Here is a 16,342-nt window from a genome sequence, read left to right as displayed (position 1 = left end):
AAACATGATCAACTATCGGACCAGCCAGCCCGACACCGGGTTACGAGACATCCCTTAGACCAAGGCGTCGACGAGGGTGTGGAGGGTGAGCCCGGTGCCGCCGACGTAGAGGAGGTTGCCGGCGCGGTCGGTGCCGAGGCCCCAGCTCCAGGTGTACTGGAGCTGGTTCGACGCGCTGCCCCAGTGGCCCGCCGGGTTGAGGTTGAGGCCGGGGACCGGGGCGCCGTGGTCGATCATGAGGTCGAGGTTCTGGCGCACGGCGGTGATGTGCGGTTTCATCGTGGCGCCGCGGCCGCATTGGGCTACGGAGACGAGTCCGGTGTCGTCGATCACGACGGACGCCATGCCGTTGTGCAGGAGTGCGACGGTGGTTCCGTCGAGGTAGTAGCCGTCGTTGCAGTCCTTCAGCTTGAAGCCGGAGTTGAACGCGACCACCAGCGAGCCGCGCATTTCTGCGGGAATTGCGGCCGGGCCGGGGCTGCCCGGGTCTTTCGTACCGGAGAACAATTGCGTGCGCACCAGCGACTCATTCAGCCACGCGACTCCGGCGACGACACTCGCGTGGGCCGGATCGGGCTGGAGGAACGTCGTGTATTCGGCGACCTTGGCGCCGCTCCGCGCGCCCGGAGCCATTCGCCCGCGCTGGCCGCCGCGGACGGCCCGACGGGCAGGTTCCGCGGGCGCGGCCCGGCCCCGTTCACGGCCACCCCGCCGAGTGAGGGCGGTTCCGCTGCCGACGGTGGCGCTCGACGGCGGGTGCCGGGTGGACCGGTTCTCGACGGCGTTGACCACACTGCCGAGTCCGATGTCCCGCAGCCAATCCACGGTCCGGATCGAGACGCTCGCGTCGCCGGGACAGGTGAGCGCGTAGCCGTAGGTGCCGGCCGGGTAGGCCAGCAGCGCCGCGATCACCAGCAGCACGATCCGGCGCTGGCGGCGCTTCGGCCGCGGCGGCGCGGGTGGCTGCCGGGACGCGTGCTGCGGCGGAACCGGATGCGGAAACAGCTGATCGGCGGACATATTCCGCAAGCTATTCCGGGACCGGTGCACATCCGGAAAGCCGCGGGTTAGGGAGAGGAAAAATGCATTCGCTGCTCAATGCGAACCGATTTCACCGGGGCGGGAGGCAAGAAAACATTCGGTTGAGGTTAGCGCAAGGCAAAATGATCGTGGTGCGCACCGGAACCCGGGAATGCGGATATTCTCAAGCGCGTTCCCGGGCGCGCAGGTCGTCGAGCCGGACGGCGGTGGAGTCGAGGGACTCCCCGACGGAGTCGATCTCGGGTATCCCGGCCCGGTCCACGGGGCATGGCCCGAGTTCTCCTCGTCGAAGACGACCGCATCATCGGTGAGGTCCTGCACACGAGCCTGACCCAGCACGGGCACGACGTCGCGTGGCGCTTTGAGAACCCGAAAGCCGACTTGCGTGACGTGGTCAAGGCGAGCGTCGCGACCACCGGCCGACTCGACCGGACCGTCACCGACCTGCTCGCCCTGGCCCGCGACACCCCCCGGTCCGCGACGCCACCGCCGCGGCCGACGAGCTCGCCGCCATCGAGCTGGAATGGACGCCCGCACTCGCCGGCCACGGGCGCGCGCTCGTGCTGACCGTGGAACCCGTCGTCGCGGGCGCGCAGGTGTCCGGCCCGGTTCTGCGGCAGATCAGCCGCTCGTGGGTTTCGGCCGCGGCGAGCCCCTGGCGGACGGCGTGTTCGGACGTGATGCCAGAGTCGAGGTACTCGATGCGACCGTCGTCGGTGACGCCGACCGAACCGCTTTGTTCGAGTAGGTTGATCGCCCTGGGGTGTTGGGTCGCCGAAACGCTCACCTCGTCGTCGAGTTGAGCCAGCCGCAGCGGCGCGTCGTGCTCGTCGAGGGCGTTGGTGTCTTGACCGAGCGCCTGCTCGGGCGCCTTGGCTGCGGTGAGGAACTTCTACCGCCGCATGTCCCGTGGCCGTAGCCAGGGTGAATGCCTTGCTCACCGGCTACATCGCCGCGTCGACTGCGGCACGTCCTACCATGTCCAGCACGCCCGCGGCCCAGTCCGTGACCGCACGGGGCAGAGAAAAGGCCGACAGGTCCTGTGAGGGCGCAGGTGCGCCGAGGACCTGGTCCGGGGTGAGGTCGACCCTCGGCTGTGCCGTCGCGGCCCCACGTGCGGGGCAATGGGGCCGCCGCACCGGGCAGTGGTCGCCCACGCTGGTGTTCGTCGTCGTCGTGGAGGCACCGCACCGCAAGTATGCCCTTAACCGCATGGGACGTCACTTCTCGGCAGCCTGGCTGGGTTTTCTTCAGGCCGGCGTGACTGCCGGCCTCTGCTTGACCGGCAGCGCCCTCGCGCGCCGCCGTGCGACGCACCCCTCCTCGGGCCGCAGCCGACGCGATCGATCACCTGCGGGCCCGCGCGCTGGGGCGCTTCACCGGGCGAGCCGCGGGTCCGCGATTTCCACACCGGAAGAAAGGATGCGATTCGCCGGATACCGCCCTTGTCGTCGAACTTGTTTCGCCACACGGATGGGATCGAAATTCCGGCAAGCGTGAAAAGGTCCTGTCTGTGCAGCTCACGCGCACGTCTTCGACACTTTGAAGATCGTAGACCACGCCGCGGTGGCGGACTACTGGCGAAAAAATTCCGTAGGCAGGTGTCGGGTCCGCGAAGGCGGGTAATAGGCGCTGAACGCAAACCCCTCCACTGGCAAGGAAGATCGAAATGACAGTACCCCAATATCAGGACTTCACTACCTGGGCCGGAAAAACCATGCACGACCCGGCCGGTCAGAAGATCGGCAAGGTGGGCCAGTTGTGGACCGACGTCAACAGGGGCACCCCTTCGTGGATCACCGTCAACACCGGGCTGTTCGGCACAAGCGAGACGTTCTTGCCCGTCCAGGGCGTACAACCGCGCGGTGACGACCTCCAGACGTCCTACGACAGGGACCTCGTGAAGGATGCACCCCATGTCGACCCCTCGGGTGACCACCTCGACCCGGGCGAGGAAAGCCGACTCCACCAGCACTACGGTCTCGGCGCCGGGCAAGGCCAGGCCGGGCAGACCGGCCCGATGGGCGACACAGCAGCCGACGTCGGGCACGACATCTCCGGCCCCACCACCGACGACGCGATGACGCGTTCGGAGGAACGGCTGCGGGTGGGCACGCAGCGGGAACAGACCGGCCGGGCGGCGCTGCGCAAGTATGTCGTCACCGAGACCCAGCAAGTGTCGGTCCCGGTGACGCACGAGGAGGTCCGCGTCGAGCGCGAGCCCATCACCGAGGCCAACGCCGCAGCTGCCCTGGACGGGCCGGCCATCTCCGAGGAAGAGCACGAGATGACGCTGCACGCGGAGCGGCCGGTCGTGGAGACCGAGGCCGTGCCGGTCGAGCGGGTGCGCCTGGCCAAGGAAGAGGTCACCGAGACCGAGACAGTCTCCGCCGAGGTGCGCAAGGAACACATCGACACCGACGACCTGCCCGAGAACCCCCCACGCGGTTGAGGTCCGCACTCGCTTGCGCGAGAAATTTCGGATTCAGACCCCGCCCGCTCTAAAACTGGGCGGGCGGGGTCGCCTCTCACCGGTCGCGTCAATTCCCGGCCGGCTCCGCAGGATCCTTTCGAAAGTCATTGAGAACTGCGCGGTAGCGCGCGTCGAAGGGTAGTCGGGAGCCGACGTGGGTGGCCCTCGGGGGCACCCATGATGTGTGCAAGGAGAAATGCCACCAGAAATTCTACACGAACGTAGTAGCTATGGTCAGGGCTCGAGCGGCAGCAGCGTGATGACGGCGGGCCGCGGGCGGGTCACGCGCAGTCGGCCGCCCTCGGCTTCGGCCAGGCGGCGCGCGAGGGCGAGGCCGATCCCCGTTCCGCGGGCGCCCGGGAGCGGCGGTGGAACGCGTTGGTGCCCGGGGTGATCCCCTCGCCTTCGTCGGCGACGTCGACGGCGAGCACGTCGCCGGCGTCGCGGGCGGTGACAGTGACCTTGCCGGCGCCGTGACGCAGTGCGTTGTACAGCAGGACGGTCATGATCCGGTCGCGCATCGACATGATCCGCGGTTACGCCGAGATTACCCGGTGCCGCTGGCACCTCCTCGTCGGCTACTTCAGGGAATAGCTCACCCGGCTCTGCGGGAATTGCGACACCTGCGCCGTCGGCACCGTCACCGCCGGGCCACCGCCGCCCGGAAGCGGCGCCTTTCCGGTCAACAGCGCGGTGCACCACGCGGAACGGGGCCGCGGCGTCGTGATGTCCGCGGAACACGACCGGCTCACTTTCCTGTTCGAAAAGCACGTTGCAAGACCTTGTCCATGGCGGCCTTCCACGAACACGCGATGCTCACGGCCGCCGACCCCGTTTCCTGACAACCGGCCGGGCAGCCGGGGTGCCGTGCCGACTGCTTCGAGCCTTCGACGTGGTCCACCGCGGCCTTCACCAGCGACGGGGCGGTGGGCGCGGGTGCTCGAGGCGGCGGCCCGTGGGGGTACGCCGCCGGCGGCGGGGTACCCGGGGAAGATGATGAAAGACGCAGTGTGGCAAGGCTTGCTGTCGGGGGCGGCTGGGGTCACGGCTATGACGATCGGTGAGAAGCTCGAACAGCTCCTCACCGGCCGAGCCGACTCGCACGTGCCCGCCCGCGTCTTGCGCCGGCTGGTGGGGCGAGACGATCCGGGGCAGTCGCCGCAACTGGCGAACTGGATCATGCACTTGGGTCAGGGCGTCGTGCTCGGCATCCTGCGCTCCGCGATGGCCCACGCCGGCCTGCGCGGTCCGTGGGCGTCGGCGAAGTTCGCCGTGCTCAGGTTGACCAACGACCAGATCCTCGAGAACGCCACCGGAGTCGGCGCGCCGCCGCCGTCCTGGCCGCGCGACGAGCTCGCCGTGGACCTGGTCCACAAGGCCGTCTACGCCGCCGTCACCGGTATCGTCGCCGACGCCCTCGCCGCCCGTTCCGGTCCCGCCGACGTCGGACCGCTGCCCCCGGACCTCGTCGACAGCGGCTCGGACTGAGTCCCGTCAGGTGAGGGTCGGAATCCGGGCCTCGCCGGGTTGCTGCAGGGCAGTCCGCACAGGACGAGGGACGTTGAGCGACCGCGTCGGCCCTAACACGCTTTGGCTCCGAAGGGAGGTTTCTCGGCGTTCCCGTCCGGTCGCCGAAGGTCACAGTCGACCGGCGCTGGGTGGTGGTGACCCGGTGTTGTCAGCGGCGGCCAAGAATTTTCCTGATCCCGGCGATGACGAGGCCGCCGGCCAGCACCCACGGTCCGGCCACGATGATCGGGTCAAGTAGGTGGTGCTTGACGTCCGCGCGTTTCTTACCGACCCGGGATGAAAAGCCGTGGCGGGAGAACTCGCTGGGGAAACCGGTTTGGGTGACGGGGTTGTCCGGGCGGAGCGTGGCGAACGAGCGGAGGTGGTGTTCCCACGCGTCGATCCGGTCGGCGGCCAGCAGGAGCAGCCAGTGCGCCGCGCGGGCCTCGCTGTACCTGCGGTAAGCCAGTTTGCGCACCGCGCCGGAGAAACCACGGGGTGGGCACGACGTGCCGAAGACCGGGGTGAGGAACGCGTGCTCGATCGACCGTTCGCGGGGCCACTTCTCGGGTTGGCGTTCGGGAAACTCCCAGTGCGCGCCGGTCCGGTCGGGCTGCCACTGCAGTTTCGGCACGGACGGCCGGTCCCGGGGGTCCAGGTCCGCGCCCCAGCCGGGGATCCGGGCCCGCAGCTGGTCACTGGTCTCCGCGAGCGGCGGGCGCTCGGAGGTGTAGGTCATGGCTCGGTTTCCTTCCTCAGCTGCCGCCGGGCACGATGAGCGGTTTGATGCAGCCGTCCAGCTTGGCGGAGAACATGTGGTAGCCCTCGGCGATGTGCTCGAGCGGGATGCGGTGGGTGACGATGTCGCTCGGCTTGAGGTAGCCGTTGCGGATGTGCTCGAACAACCGCGGCCACTGCCGTTTGACGGGGCACTGGTTCATCCGCAGGGTGAGTCCCTTGTTCAGGGCGTCGCCGAACTTGACAGCGCTGAACACCGGTCCGTAGGCGCCCATCACCGACACGGTGCCGCCTTTGCGGACCGAGTCGATGCACCAGTTCAGCGCGACCGGTGAGCCACCTTGCAGCTTCAGCTTCGCGGCGGTGACGTGCTGGAGGAGGTTGCCGTCGGCCTCGGCGCCCACGGCGTCGATCGCGACGTCGGCGCCGAGGTGGTCGGTGAGCTTCTTCATCTGCACGACGATGTCGTCGTACTCGGCGAAGTTGCACGTTTCGGCGTGCGCGAAGGTGCGCGCCTTTTCCAGGCGGTACTCGAGGTGGTCGACGACGATCACCCGCCCGGCGCCCATCAGCCACGCCGATTTCGCGGCGAACAGCCCGACCGGCCCGGCCCCGAAGACCACGACCACGTCGCCCTCCACGATGTCCCCCAGTTGTGCGCCGAAGTAGCCGGTAGCGAGCGCGTCGGTGAGCAGCACCGCGTCCTCGTCGGCCAGCCACTCCGGGATCACGGCGGGGCCGACGTCGGCGAACGGCACGCGGACGAACTCGGCCTGGCCTCCGTCGTACCCGCCGCAGGTGTGCGAGTAACCGTAGATGCCGCCGACGGCCGTGGCGTTGGGGTTCACGTTGTGGCAGTTCGAGTAGAGGCCGCGGGCGCAGAACCAGCACGTTCCGCAGAAGACGTTGAACGGCACCATCACCCGGTCGCCGCGCTTGAGGTCCCGCACGCCCGAGCCCACTTCCTCGACCACGCCGACGAACTCGTGCCCGAAGGTGAAGCCGATCCGGGTGTCAGGCATCATCCCGTGGTATAGGTGCAGGTCGGAGCCGCAGATCGCGGCCAGTGACACCCGGACGATCGCGTCGTTCGGGTGCTCGATGGGCGGGATGTCCTTCTCCTCGACACGGATCTTGTACGGCCCGCGGTACACCATCGCGCGCACAACGCCTCCTCCGGTTCGTGAGCCGGGACGGGTCGTCGTCGCGACGACGGCTACCCGTGCTGAGCCGGCGGAGTACCCGTGCCAGTTCCGCATAACCATCGCCGCGTCATCGTCTCGGCGGTGTCCGGCGCGGTGTTGCTGGTTCTTCTGATGCGCCGGCGCTACCTCGACGTGCGGCTGGTTGCGCCGGGCCTCTGTCCTCGGCGCTGGGCCCCGCGCGAAGATCGTCGATCAGCGGCCGCGCGGGTCGTCGGTGGTGCCTTGTTCGTCGGGTTGGGTTGCGGCTGCGGCGGCCTCGAAGGGTGACGGTTTGCCGTGCGGGTGGCCGCGGGTGATGTGGGCTTCGTCGCGCATGCGCTGGACCATGTGTGGGTAGTGCAGTTCGAACGCTGGCCGCTCGGAGCGGATGCGGGGTAGTTCGAGGAAGTTGTGCCGTGGCGGCGGGGTTGTGGTGGCCCACTCCAGGGAGTTGCCGAAGCCCCAGGGGTCGTCCACCTCGACTGGCTCGCCGTAGCGGTAGCTCTTGACGACGTTCCAGATGAACGGCAGCACCGAGGCTCCCAGGAGGAACGCCCCGATCGTGGAGACGGTGTGCATCCAGGTGAAGCCGTCGGTGGACAGGTAGTCGGCGTAGCGGCGGGGCATGCCGGCGTCGCCGAGCCAGTGTTGAATCAGGAATGTGGTGTGGAAGCCGATGAACGTGGTCCAGAAGTGCCACTTCGCCAGCGGCTCGTCGAGCATGCGGCCGGTGATCTTGGGGAACCAGAAGTAGATGCCGGCGAAGGTGGCGAACACGATGGTGCCGAACAGCACGTAGTGGAAGTGGGCGACGACGAAGTAGGTGTCGTGGATGTGGAAGTCGAGCGGTGGCGAGGCGAGGATGATGCCGGTGAGGCCGCCGAGCAGGAACGTCACCATGAACCCGATGGACCACAACATGGGTGACTCGAACGTGAGGGTGCCTTTCCACATGGTGCCGATCCAGTTGAAGAACTTGATGCCGGTGGGCACGGCGATGAGGAAGGTCATGAACGAGAAGAACGGCAGCAGCACGGCGCCGGTGGCGAACATGTGGTGGGCCCACACCGCGGTCGACAGGGCGGTGATCGCGATCGTCGCGAACACCATCGTCTTGTAGCCGAACAGCGGTTTGCGGCTGAAGACGGGGATGATTTCGGTGACGATGCCGAAGTAGGGCAGCGCGACGATGTAGACCTCCGGGTGGCCGAAGAACCAGAACAGGTGCTGCCACAGGATGGCGCCGCCGTTCGCGGGGTCGAAGACGTGCGCGCCGATGTGCCGGTCGGCCAGCAATCCGAACAACGCGGCCGTGAGGATCGGGAACGCGAGCAGGATCAGGATGCCGGTGAACAGGATGTTCCAGGTGAAGATCGGCATCCGCCACATCAGCATCCCGGGTGCCCGGAGGCAGACGATCGTGGTGATCATGTTGACCGCGCCGAGGATGGTACCCAGGCCGGTGACGATCAGGCCGGTGATCCACAGATCGCCGCCGACCCCCGGGGCGTGGATGGCGTTGGACAGCGGTGTGTAGGCCGTCCAGCCGAAGTCGGGCGGGCCGCCCGGGGTGAGGTAGGCGCTGATCACGATCAGCCCGCCGAACAGGTACAGCCAGTAGGAAAAGGCGTTCAGCCGCGGGAACGACACGTCGGGCGACCCGATCTGCAGCGGCACCAGGAAATTGGCGAAACCGAAGAGGTTCGGGGTGGCGTACAGCAGCAGCATGATCGTGCCGTGCATGGTGAACAGCTGGTTGTACTGCTCCGGGGACAGGAATTGCAGTCCCGGCTGGCCTAGCTCGCCCCGCATCAGCAAGGCGGTCAAGCCGCCGATCAGGAAGAACCCGAAGGAGGTGGACAGGTACAGCACGCCGATCGTCTTGTGGTCGGTCGTGCGGACCGTCTTGAGGATCACCGAGCCGCGCGCAGCCCTCACGGCCGGTCGGTGCGGGACGGTGGTCGGCCGCGCAGCGGTGTCGGTCATCGAATCCTCGGTTCATTCGTCGCCGGACGTGCTGGTCGGCCGCGCATACCCACTCTCCATGCCGGCTACACCACCGCCAACGACGTCGAAGAGCAGGTGCACGATGTTGCGCAGGGTGGAGACCATGAACACGCCGAAGAGCATGGCCGTCGAGTCGTACCCGGCGAAGCTCATCTGGTGGTAGTCGGTGGTGGAGCCGGGGATGAATCCGAGAATGCCGACCAGCAGGAAAACGACGGCGACGATGCCCGCGGCGACCTGGGCGGACGATCGTCCGATGGCAGTGTGTGACGACGTGTGTGTCGACATGGCGGCTCCCTTCCCAGGGAACGGTTCCGTGGCGCCGAGTCGGCGCCACGCGCAACGGCGCGTACCCCCGGATGCACAGGCAATCGCGCTGTTTCGACGGAGACACTTCGTCGCGCGGACGATGGTTATTCCGGCGTGAGGGGGGCATTCGGGTGGACCCCGCGGCCGGAAATGACCGGTTGCCGCCTGCAGAAAGGACCGCTCGCATGTTCCGACACACCAAACTGCTGCAGTTCGAGGCCAAGCCTGAGAAGCCGGACCCGGTGTACGCGCACAAGCTGCAGGAGCTCATCGGCGGTGCGTTCGGCGAGATGACCGTGACCATGCAGTACCTGTTCCAGGGCTGGAACTGTCGCGTCGAAGGCAAGTACAAGGACCTGATCATGGACACGGCGACTGAGGAGATCGGGCACGTCGAGATGCTCGCGACGATGGTGGCTCGCCTGCTCGAGGGCGCCCCGGTCACGGCCACCGCCGAGAGTGTCAAGGACCCGGTGATGGCGGCCGTCATCGGAGGTATGGATCCGCAGCAGGCCATCGTCGCCGGGGGCGGAGCGCTGCCCGCCGACAGCAACGGCACACCGTGGAACGGCAAGTACATCGTCGCTTCCGGCAACCTGCTGGCGGATTTCCGCGCCAATGCCGCGGCCGAGGCCCAAGGCCGGTTGCAAACTGCGCGGTTGTACAACATGACCGACGACCCGGGCGTCAAGGCCATGCTGCAGTTCAACCTCGCCCGCGACACCGTGCACCAGAAGCAGTGGCTGGCCGCCATCGAGGAACTCGAAGCCGACGGCCTGGAAGGCGACATCGCCCCGAACGCACTGTTCGACGAGGAGAACCAGGACCACAACCACACCATCTGGCACCTGTCCGACGGTCCTGACGGGGCCAAGGGCGCCAGCTGGACCACCGAGGCCGGCATCGAGTACCTCATGAACCCCAAGCCCCTCGGCGGTCCGGGGACCGCGCCGAAGCCGGACCCCGCACTCTACGGCACCTACGCATCTCTGCAGGACGCCAAGGGCACGATGAAGGGCAAGGTGAAGGCCGTGAAGAGCAAGGCCACGTGACCGCGCACGGCGGCCCGGCGCCCAGCCGGGCCGCCGGCGGCGCCGACCTCGCCCGTCCGCTCACGTTCACGGCCGAATGTGTAGTACGGCATACCGGCGGGTGACCGCGGAATCTCACCGACCGTGGGAGGGGAGCCGCGATGACCGAAGCCACCGAGGCGCGCTGACTGCCCGCCAGCGCTGAGTCCGTCTGGCAGTCCGCCTGGTGGGTTCGTCGCGCTACCGCGTGGGGTTCGGCTGGTGTGTCAGGTCGTGTGGCACCTTCGACCTGCCCGCTCGTCACGCCGTGGCTGCCGGCCGAAATGGACCTGCCGTCCGCCACTTTCGACGAGCTCGCCCTCTGCGCTGCGGGGCTGGTGCTCGACACGTTCGCCGTGGCGGGCCTGGCCGTCCCTCCCAAAGCGGATCTGGAGACGGTCGCCCAAGTGGACCCGGCGTTCCTGCCTCGGCTGCGCGACCGTCTGCACGGCACTCCAAACGCGCGGATGATCTACTAACGTCGATAGGAACCGGTACCACTATGCGGATGGAACGCCACGCTCGCCTCGGTCTCACAGCGTCTAGCACGGCGAAAGGTCGTTGCTCCTCGCGCGGACGCCGAAAGCTCCAGCTTCGGTTTGGCGCGTGGCCCCGCTCCGGCTGACATGGCGAGCCGCCCGGGCTGAGCACGGCCCTGCTTGGCCGAATCCGTCGCCTTCGTCAGGGCTCAGCCGCCAAAGCGACGCCCTGGCCCGTCGCACCTGTCGGGTCGACCGCCGTCCGGCTCCTCCGCGGCGTCCTCTTCGTCCCTGACGCCCATGATCCGATACCGCCTCCCGTTGCACCACGCGTAGCCCTCGAGGCGGTGTTCCTGGATCCGCAGGTGCAAATCCATGTCCGGATGGTCGGTGAGCTGGTCCAGCTTGCGCTCGGTGTCTTCGCGAAGTCGTGGGTCCACGTCAGCTTCCTCCTGTCGGGTCGCTGCGACGGGCTGGGTCCCGAGTTCCCTCAGCGGGCCCGGCTAACCACAGCGTGCGGACGAGGGTTCGTGCGGAGCCCGCCCGTGGGCACCGTGGGCACCGGCGCAGTGCTTCTTGGCCGCTGCGACGACCGCATCGTCGGCTCATCGTCCGACTCCTGATGCCCCGACTGCCCGTCGTGACGCTGGTCAAACACACTCGGCCGGGCTGTTGTCTCGGCGAGCACCGATCTGCTGATCACCGGGTCGATGTCGAACCTCGCGCGGCGCTGGACATCGCGGAGATCGCATCGCCGCTGGCTGGTCGGGCCCACGCCGCACCAAGTGACCGCGCACGTCAGCACGGCAAATCAGACGGGTCATTCCGTGTGTCGGGCGGTTGGGGCTTTCGCTGCGAGGGTGGACGGCGGCCGCGGTATCCGAGTTGCCCACAGTTCGTCGAGCGGCCTGGTCCGGCGCAGGCGGCGTGTTTGACGTAGCGGCCGCGGTTTCCTGCAGGAGCTCGAAGTCGATTCGGCCGTCCTCGTCGTAGACGACGACCTCGCCGTCCAGCACCGCGGAGCGTCCGTCCAAGGCGGGGCCGAGCACGCTGGCAAGGTCGGCGAACTCGGCCAATCGCGTCCGCTTGGCACCGAACGACGCCAGGGTTGAATGCCGCCCACGACACAGCGCCGAGGCGAATGCGTGCAACCGCAACGCCTTCGAGCCGGTCGGCGACGAACCCCGATGACGTGGGCGGCCGGCGCGGCCGGGCGCCGGAACGGGCCCGGCGTCGTTGCCAGGTGAGGCCGCCAGGCCCCGACCGCCAACGGTTCGCCGCCGTGCCAGACGAGCTCAATCGGCGCGCGCCATGAGCGGGTACGCCTGGCCATGCTTCACCGCACGACCGCTGAGTAGCAGCGGAGAATCAGGAGAGACCACCCGATGGGTTCGGCGAGCGACCCAGATAATCCCGCGCCTGCGTTGCATGTGCGCCAGGCTGCCCACCTGCGCGACGCCTCGGCGCTGCGCAGCGCCCTGACCGACTGGGCCCACGCCCGCGGACTACCGGCCGGGCTGATCGGTGACATCGAGCTGGTCGCCTACGAAGCCCTCGTCAACGCCGCCGAGCACGCCTATCCCGACACCACGACCGGCATACTCGACCTGCAGGCCCTCGACCAGCGCACTGTGCGCGTCACCGTCACCGATCATGGCCGCTGGCGGCCCCAGCCCGCCCCTGACCCGCTGCGCGGCCGGGGGCTGCCGCTGATTCACCTGCTGTCCGATCATGCCGAGGTCACCCCCACCGACCAGGGCACCGTCGTCAGGTGACCTGGCACCTCACCAGCAACCGCTCACGTCGCTGGGGCCACGCGCGCGACCACAGCCCCGCTGGCGGCGCTAAAGGTTTCGATGGTCAACTGGATCCGGTTGACCTCGGTTTCCAGCATCGCCACGGGCTCTTTCACAACCGGTGACAACTTCAGCTAACGAACCACGGATTCTTGCCGGTGCGCACTGGCCGACGGTGACAGGTAGAGCTCACAGTCACGTTGTCTCAACGGGTGATACGACGACCAGCAGGGGCAATAGGCGCGGGATGCCGCGAACACCACACCGCGCGCGCCTGTCGGGCACGGTGGCGCCGCCTACGGTCGTCGCGAGGAGACGAACACGAACAGGGGTGCCGCAGGGTGGTCGAGGATGAGACGTCGAAGAAGTGTTTCCGGTGCCGGAAGTCAGAGGTCGGGCCGGAGAGGTGCTTATCCGGACGAAGACAAACCATCTTTGATCGAGGAGTGGACGCTCAGGCCGGCGAGGCGGGCGCGGTGCTGGGTTAGGTGTGGGGACGGAAGGGAAGATCGCCCGTGTCGGCGAAGTGCAGTCGGTTGGCGACGGCGACGGCTTGGTCGCCGAAGCGTTCGTAGAAGCGGGCGAGCAGGGCGAGGTTGGTGGCCGTCTGAACGCTGTGGGGCCACTGGTCGCGGGTGATCAGGGTCAGAACGCGGGCGTGCACGGTGTCGATGGTCTGGTCGGTGTCGGCGAGGTCGGCGAACCCGCACGCGCACTTGCTGGCGATCAGTTCGGCGAGGCGGTCTGCCATGCCGACGGCGGCGTCACCCATTTCTGCGAAGGCGTAGACGAGCTCTGTCGGGACAGCGTGGGCGGGGTGGGCGAAGCGGGCGATGCCGGCGATGTGCGCGGCCAGATCGCCCATGCGCTCGAGCCGCTCGGCACAGTAGATCGCGGCCAGAATCGCCCGCAGGTCGTGCGCCTTGGGCGCTTGCAGGGCCAGCAGCGTTTGGGCGTGCGACTCGCAGTCCGCGCGAGCCCAGTCGATCTCGGCGTCGGCGGCGATCACCTGCTCGGCGAGGTCCAGGTCCGCGTTTGACAGTGCCCTGTTCGCGCGGCGGATCGCCTCGGCCGCGAGTGTGCACATCCGCCGCAGCTGTTCGCTGAGGCAGTTCAGCTCTTCGTGAAAGTTCTCGCGCATGTCCGCACCGTGTTGCTCGTCGGCAAGCCGAACGCCGGCCTCTCGCGGCGTTGTAGCGCACTTGAGCCATGCAGCCCGTCGGCAAGGCTTTGGGAGGATTCCTGCCGGCGGTCCGCACGCGGCAAGCACCGCCGCGTATCCGCAATGCTCGCCCAGATGAGGCGACCTCGGCGCTGCGGTGAAACAAGATCTTTTGTGGCAGGCGGCCGCGCGGTCGGCTCGCCGCCGAGCACGGTGCTGTTCAGCTGTCCGGTTCGAGATCAGGCGGTGGGTGGTGGGTCCCGTCGGGTGTTGTCGCGGTCAACCGCCATGGCCGCAGCAAGTCGACGCGGAACTCGTCGAGGAACGGTCGGCACAGTGGCCGGATGGCTTTTGCTTGGTCCGGGCAACCGTGCTCTGCACCGCCTGCAAAACCACGTCGCTACGTGGGCCACCGACCTCATTCAGGCGCGGGCGATCCAGGACGCGTGCGAGGTCGGGTGCCGCTACTACTACCTCGGAGAATCCGGAACCGGGACACTCGGCCAGTTCAATGAACGCCTCGGTGCGCGCCCGATCATATCTCCGGAGTTCCGTTTCGAACGCCTGCCGGTCACCCGGGTCGAGCGGGGAATCAAACGGCGGTCAAGAAGATCGTCAGGTTTCAGGATTGATATCCGGCGTCCGCCGCTCTATCGCGCCGGACCGCAGCGATAAGCCGCGGATGGTGGTCCCTCCCCACAGAGGCATCGCGCGCTGGGGGAGTGCGCACAGCATGTGCGAGTCAGTTACTCTGGTGACATGATCTCCCGAAACTTGGGAGATCTCCCATGCGAAGGGGTTCAAGTCCTCGGACACAGTATTACCCCACGGATCGCGAACGCGATCTTGGTGGTTGTACCTGGTGTGTGGCTCAGGTTGAGTTGATCGATTCCAGACGGCAGCCGGTGCTGTCGCAGACGACGAAGCTCCCCGAGTCGCGTAGCGCTGCCGCGATGCGGTTGCTTCGTGTCCGGTCACGGCTGGCTTCGTTGTGGCTGTTGGTGGTTTGGTCTTCGAGCCGGATGCTGATCTTGTCGATGAGATGGTCTTCGCGGATGTAGAGTGTTTTCGGCCGGTTTTGGTTCGTGCTTTGGGTGCTGGTGTGGCCGTGTCGGCAGCGGTAGGTGGGGCGTCCGTGGTTCCAGTGCGAGTCCAGTCGCCGATTGCATATGCCGCAGCGGATCAGGCCGGCGAGTGCGAACCTCCGCAGACGGCCGTCGTTGGTGGGTCGCGGTGCACGGATCTGCTGCGCGGTGACGAAGTCCTGCTCGCTGACGAGGGCTGGATGCGCAGCCCTCGCCGACAGCGCCGGTGTTGATCTGGGGTTGCCCGTTCCGTTGGCGCGGCGGTTCCAGGTTTGTCGGCCGGTGTAGCGCGGGTTGGCGAGGATGACGGCGACGGTGCGCAGTGTCCAGGTGCTGCGGGTTCGGTGGCGGTTGCGGTGGGGGTCGGCGCTGGAGGGGCAGGGGATGCTTCGTTCGTTGAGGGATCGGGCGATGCTGGCGACGCTGTGGCCGGCGAGGCGTTGTTGGAACATCCAGGTCACGTGGGGTGCGGTGTGTGGGTTGGGTGCGAGGCGTTGGAGGCGTCGGCCCCAGCGAGCGTCGGCGGGGTTGGGGTGAGGGCCGGCGTCGACGAGTTGGTAGCCGTATGGGGGTCGTCCGCCGAGGTAGCGGCCTTGCTGGGTGGCCTGGTTGTGCATGGCCGCCAGGACCCGGTGGCGGGCGCGGAGGACTTCGCGTTGCGACTGTGCGCCCAGTAGCGCCAGGAGCGCGCGGTGATCGCGCTTGCCGAGATCGACTGGCCCGTCTGTTTCGGGTAGCCACAGTTGGATGCGGTGACGGGTGCACCAGGCGTAGATCGTGGCGAACTGGCTTCCGGTGAAGGCTCGCTCGTATTCACCAACCACGATCGCGTCGACCGCGGGGTTCGGGTCGGTGATTGCTGCCATGAGCTGGGCGGCTTGGGGTCGTTGTGGCCAGGGGATGCGGCGGGAGGTGCCGGCGTCGAAGTAGTCCGCGATGATCTGGCCGTGGCCGGTGATGAGGTGGTCGGCCATGTCGCGTTGCCAGCCGTGCGAGGACACGCGGTCTTGGTGGCGCAGGGTGGAGGTGCGGCCGTAGAAGGCGAATCTCAACCCGCCGTCGGGCTGGGGTGGGGGAGAGGGCTGCGTGGGTCTGCCGGTGGTCATCCACTGCGCAAGCACGTCCACCGGCTCTGTTGAGGATGGCGCGGACCTAGAGGGTAGCGGCGGAGAGGGCACGATGAACCGATGCACCGGTTCTGGGTCCATGACGGTGAGCCTGGCTACGTTCGCCCGAACAGCGCAGCCGAGGCGCCGGCGCGTAGGGCGTATGACGCCGTATTCATCGCCGGGTGTGGGTCTTTGAACTCGACGCCTTCGCCTCGTCAGGTGACAGAGATTCGACCAGGCATCTGACCGGGGGACAGCGGCGCCTTGCCGACCACCGGTGCAGTTGGTGGCGGTCAGCTCGACGTTGGCGCTGTCCGGCGGTCGTTGGTCGATTGCCGCTGTTCCGGGGCTGGCCGGGGGTGATGGACCGTCGCCGTTTG

General features: G+C 67.7%; 15 protein-coding genes. 6 read left to right on the top strand and 9 right to left on the bottom strand.

Annotated elements, in window-relative coordinates:
- Positions 1 to 54 precede the first annotated feature (54 nt).
- Entirely contained in the window at positions 55 to 1,020 is a 966-nt protein-coding gene (locus AB0F91_RS42850; protein ID WP_360607537.1) for a hypothetical protein, read from the bottom strand.
- 288 nt (positions 1,021 to 1,308) lie between these two features.
- Here AB0F91_RS42850 and AB0F91_RS42845 point away from each other — a divergent pair, with 288 nt between their 5' ends.
- Both AB0F91_RS42845 and AB0F91_RS42840 read left to right on the top strand, forming a co-directional pair.
- Positions 1,309 to 1,608: a response regulator gene (locus AB0F91_RS42845; protein ID WP_360607535.1), complete on the top strand. Its 300-nt coding sequence runs from the start codon at positions 1,309 to 1,311 to the stop codon at positions 1,606 to 1,608.
- Between the two features lie 1,102 nt (positions 1,609 to 2,710).
- Positions 2,711 to 3,493: a YsnF/AvaK domain-containing protein gene (locus tag AB0F91_RS42840; protein WP_360607533.1), complete on the top strand. Its 783-nt coding sequence runs from the start codon at positions 2,711 to 2,713 to the stop codon at positions 3,491 to 3,493.
- A 302-nt stretch (positions 3,494 to 3,795) separates the two neighbouring features.
- On the opposite strand, the gene AB0F91_RS42835 is transcribed toward AB0F91_RS42840, so the two are convergent.
- Entirely contained in the window at positions 3,796 to 4,041 is a 246-nt protein-coding gene (locus AB0F91_RS42835) for an ATP-binding protein (protein WP_360607531.1), read from the bottom strand.
- A gap of 466 nt (positions 4,042 to 4,507) precedes the next feature.
- Between AB0F91_RS42835 and AB0F91_RS42830 the strand changes: the two genes are divergently transcribed.
- Entirely contained in the window at positions 4,508 to 5,002 is a 495-nt protein-coding gene (locus tag AB0F91_RS42830; protein ID WP_360607529.1) for a hypothetical protein, read from the top strand.
- Positions 5,003 to 5,192: 190 nt separating this feature from the next.
- On the opposite strand, the gene AB0F91_RS42825 is transcribed toward AB0F91_RS42830, so the two are convergent.
- The 4 genes from AB0F91_RS42825 to AB0F91_RS42810 all read right to left on the bottom strand — a co-directional run bounded on the left by AB0F91_RS42825 (position 5,193) and on the right by AB0F91_RS42810 (position 9,240).
- The gene (locus AB0F91_RS42825) at positions 5,193 to 5,762 is read right to left on the bottom strand and encodes a hypothetical protein (RefSeq protein ID WP_360607527.1); all 570 of its coding nucleotides are present in this window, start codon (positions 5,760 to 5,762) and stop codon (positions 5,193 to 5,195) included.
- Positions 5,763 to 5,778: 16 nt separating this feature from the next.
- Complete coding sequence (locus tag AB0F91_RS42820; protein WP_360607571.1) at positions 5,779 to 6,918, bottom strand: zinc-dependent alcohol dehydrogenase; 1,140 nt, start codon at positions 6,916 to 6,918, stop codon at positions 5,779 to 5,781.
- 240 nt (positions 6,919 to 7,158) lie between these two features.
- A complete protein-coding gene (ctaD, locus tag AB0F91_RS42815) occupies positions 7,159 to 8,931 on the bottom strand; it encodes a cytochrome c oxidase subunit I (protein ID WP_360607525.1) in 1,773 nt (590 codons plus the stop codon).
- Between the two features lie 12 nt (positions 8,932 to 8,943).
- Positions 8,944 to 9,240, bottom strand: a complete 297-nt coding sequence (locus tag AB0F91_RS42810; RefSeq protein WP_360607523.1) for a DUF4383 domain-containing protein — start codon at positions 9,238 to 9,240, stop codon at positions 8,944 to 8,946.
- 206 nt (positions 9,241 to 9,446) lie between these two features.
- On the opposite strand from AB0F91_RS42810, the gene AB0F91_RS42805 reads away from it, so the two are divergent.
- Positions 9,447 to 10,313 (top strand): manganese catalase family protein, encoded by an 867-nt coding sequence (locus AB0F91_RS42805; RefSeq protein ID WP_360607521.1) that lies wholly within the window; start codon positions 9,447 to 9,449, stop codon positions 10,311 to 10,313.
- Between the two features lie 254 nt (positions 10,314 to 10,567).
- Positions 10,568 to 10,810, top strand: coding sequence for a hypothetical protein (locus AB0F91_RS42800; protein ID WP_360607519.1), 243 nt, complete (start codon positions 10,568 to 10,570; stop codon positions 10,808 to 10,810).
- A 209-nt stretch (positions 10,811 to 11,019) separates the two neighbouring features.
- Here AB0F91_RS42800 and AB0F91_RS42795 read toward each other — a convergent pair whose 3' ends face one another.
- The gene (locus tag AB0F91_RS42795) at positions 11,020 to 11,250 is read right to left on the bottom strand and encodes a hypothetical protein (protein ID WP_360607517.1); all 231 of its coding nucleotides are present in this window, start codon (positions 11,248 to 11,250) and stop codon (positions 11,020 to 11,022) included.
- Between the two features lie 945 nt (positions 11,251 to 12,195).
- Between AB0F91_RS42795 and AB0F91_RS42790 the strand changes: the two genes are divergently transcribed.
- Positions 12,196 to 12,585 carry an ATP-binding protein gene (locus AB0F91_RS42790; protein WP_360607515.1) on the top strand — a complete coding sequence of 130 codons (390 nt, stop codon included), beginning with the start codon at positions 12,196 to 12,198 and terminating at the stop codon, positions 12,583 to 12,585.
- A gap of 505 nt (positions 12,586 to 13,090) precedes the next feature.
- On the opposite strand, the gene phoU is transcribed toward AB0F91_RS42790, so the two are convergent.
- Positions 13,091 to 13,747 (bottom strand): phosphate signaling complex protein PhoU, encoded by a 657-nt coding sequence (gene phoU / locus AB0F91_RS42785; protein WP_360607513.1) that lies wholly within the window; start codon positions 13,745 to 13,747, stop codon positions 13,091 to 13,093.
- An 892-nt stretch (positions 13,748 to 14,639) separates the two neighbouring features.
- Positions 14,640 to 15,980 (bottom strand): recombinase family protein, encoded by a 1,341-nt coding sequence (locus AB0F91_RS42780; protein WP_360607511.1) that lies wholly within the window; start codon positions 15,978 to 15,980, stop codon positions 14,640 to 14,642.
- Between the last annotated feature and the right edge of the window lie 362 nt (positions 15,981 to 16,342).

The sequence above is a fragment of the Amycolatopsis sp. NPDC023774 genome (assembly GCF_040639695.1).
GTDB lineage: Bacteria > Actinomycetota > Actinomycetes > Mycobacteriales > Pseudonocardiaceae > Amycolatopsis.
The sequence above is the reverse complement of the archived record's forward strand: the minus strand, read 5'-3'. Positions and strand labels throughout refer to the sequence as shown.

Excerpts from the sequence above, each read along its gene's own strand:
- AB0F91_RS42840 (WP_360607533.1), top strand. The coding sequence starts at position 2,711 with ATGACAGTACCCCAATATCAGGACTTCACTACCTGGGCCGGAAAAACC.
- AB0F91_RS42825 (WP_360607527.1), bottom strand. The coding sequence starts at position 5,762 with ATGACCTACACCTCCGAGCGCCCGCCGCTCGCGGAGACCAGTGACCAG.
- AB0F91_RS42810 (WP_360607523.1), bottom strand. The coding sequence starts at position 9,240 with ATGTCGACACACACGTCGTCACACACTGCCATCGGACGATCGTCCGCC.
- AB0F91_RS42835 (WP_360607531.1), bottom strand. The coding sequence starts at position 4,041 with ATGTCGATGCGCGACCGGATCATGACCGTCCTGCTGTACAACGCACTG.
- AB0F91_RS42850 (WP_360607537.1), bottom strand. The coding sequence starts at position 1,020 with ATGTCCGCCGATCAGCTGTTTCCGCATCCGGTTCCGCCGCAGCACGCG.
- phoU (WP_360607513.1), bottom strand. The coding sequence starts at position 13,747 with ATGCGCGAGAACTTTCACGAAGAGCTGAACTGCCTCAGCGAACAGCTG.
- AB0F91_RS42845 (WP_360607535.1), top strand. The coding sequence starts at position 1,309 with ATGGCCCGAGTTCTCCTCGTCGAAGACGACCGCATCATCGGTGAGGTC.
- ctaD (WP_360607525.1), bottom strand. The coding sequence starts at position 8,931 with ATGACCGACACCGCTGCGCGGCCGACCACCGTCCCGCACCGACCGGCC.
- AB0F91_RS42790 (WP_360607515.1), top strand. The coding sequence starts at position 12,196 with ATGGGTTCGGCGAGCGACCCAGATAATCCCGCGCCTGCGTTGCATGTG.
- AB0F91_RS42805 (WP_360607521.1), top strand. The coding sequence starts at position 9,447 with ATGTTCCGACACACCAAACTGCTGCAGTTCGAGGCCAAGCCTGAGAAG.
- AB0F91_RS42820 (WP_360607571.1), bottom strand. The coding sequence starts at position 6,918 with ATGGTGTACCGCGGGCCGTACAAGATCCGTGTCGAGGAGAAGGACATC.
- AB0F91_RS42830 (WP_360607529.1), top strand. The coding sequence starts at position 4,508 with ATGATGAAAGACGCAGTGTGGCAAGGCTTGCTGTCGGGGGCGGCTGGG.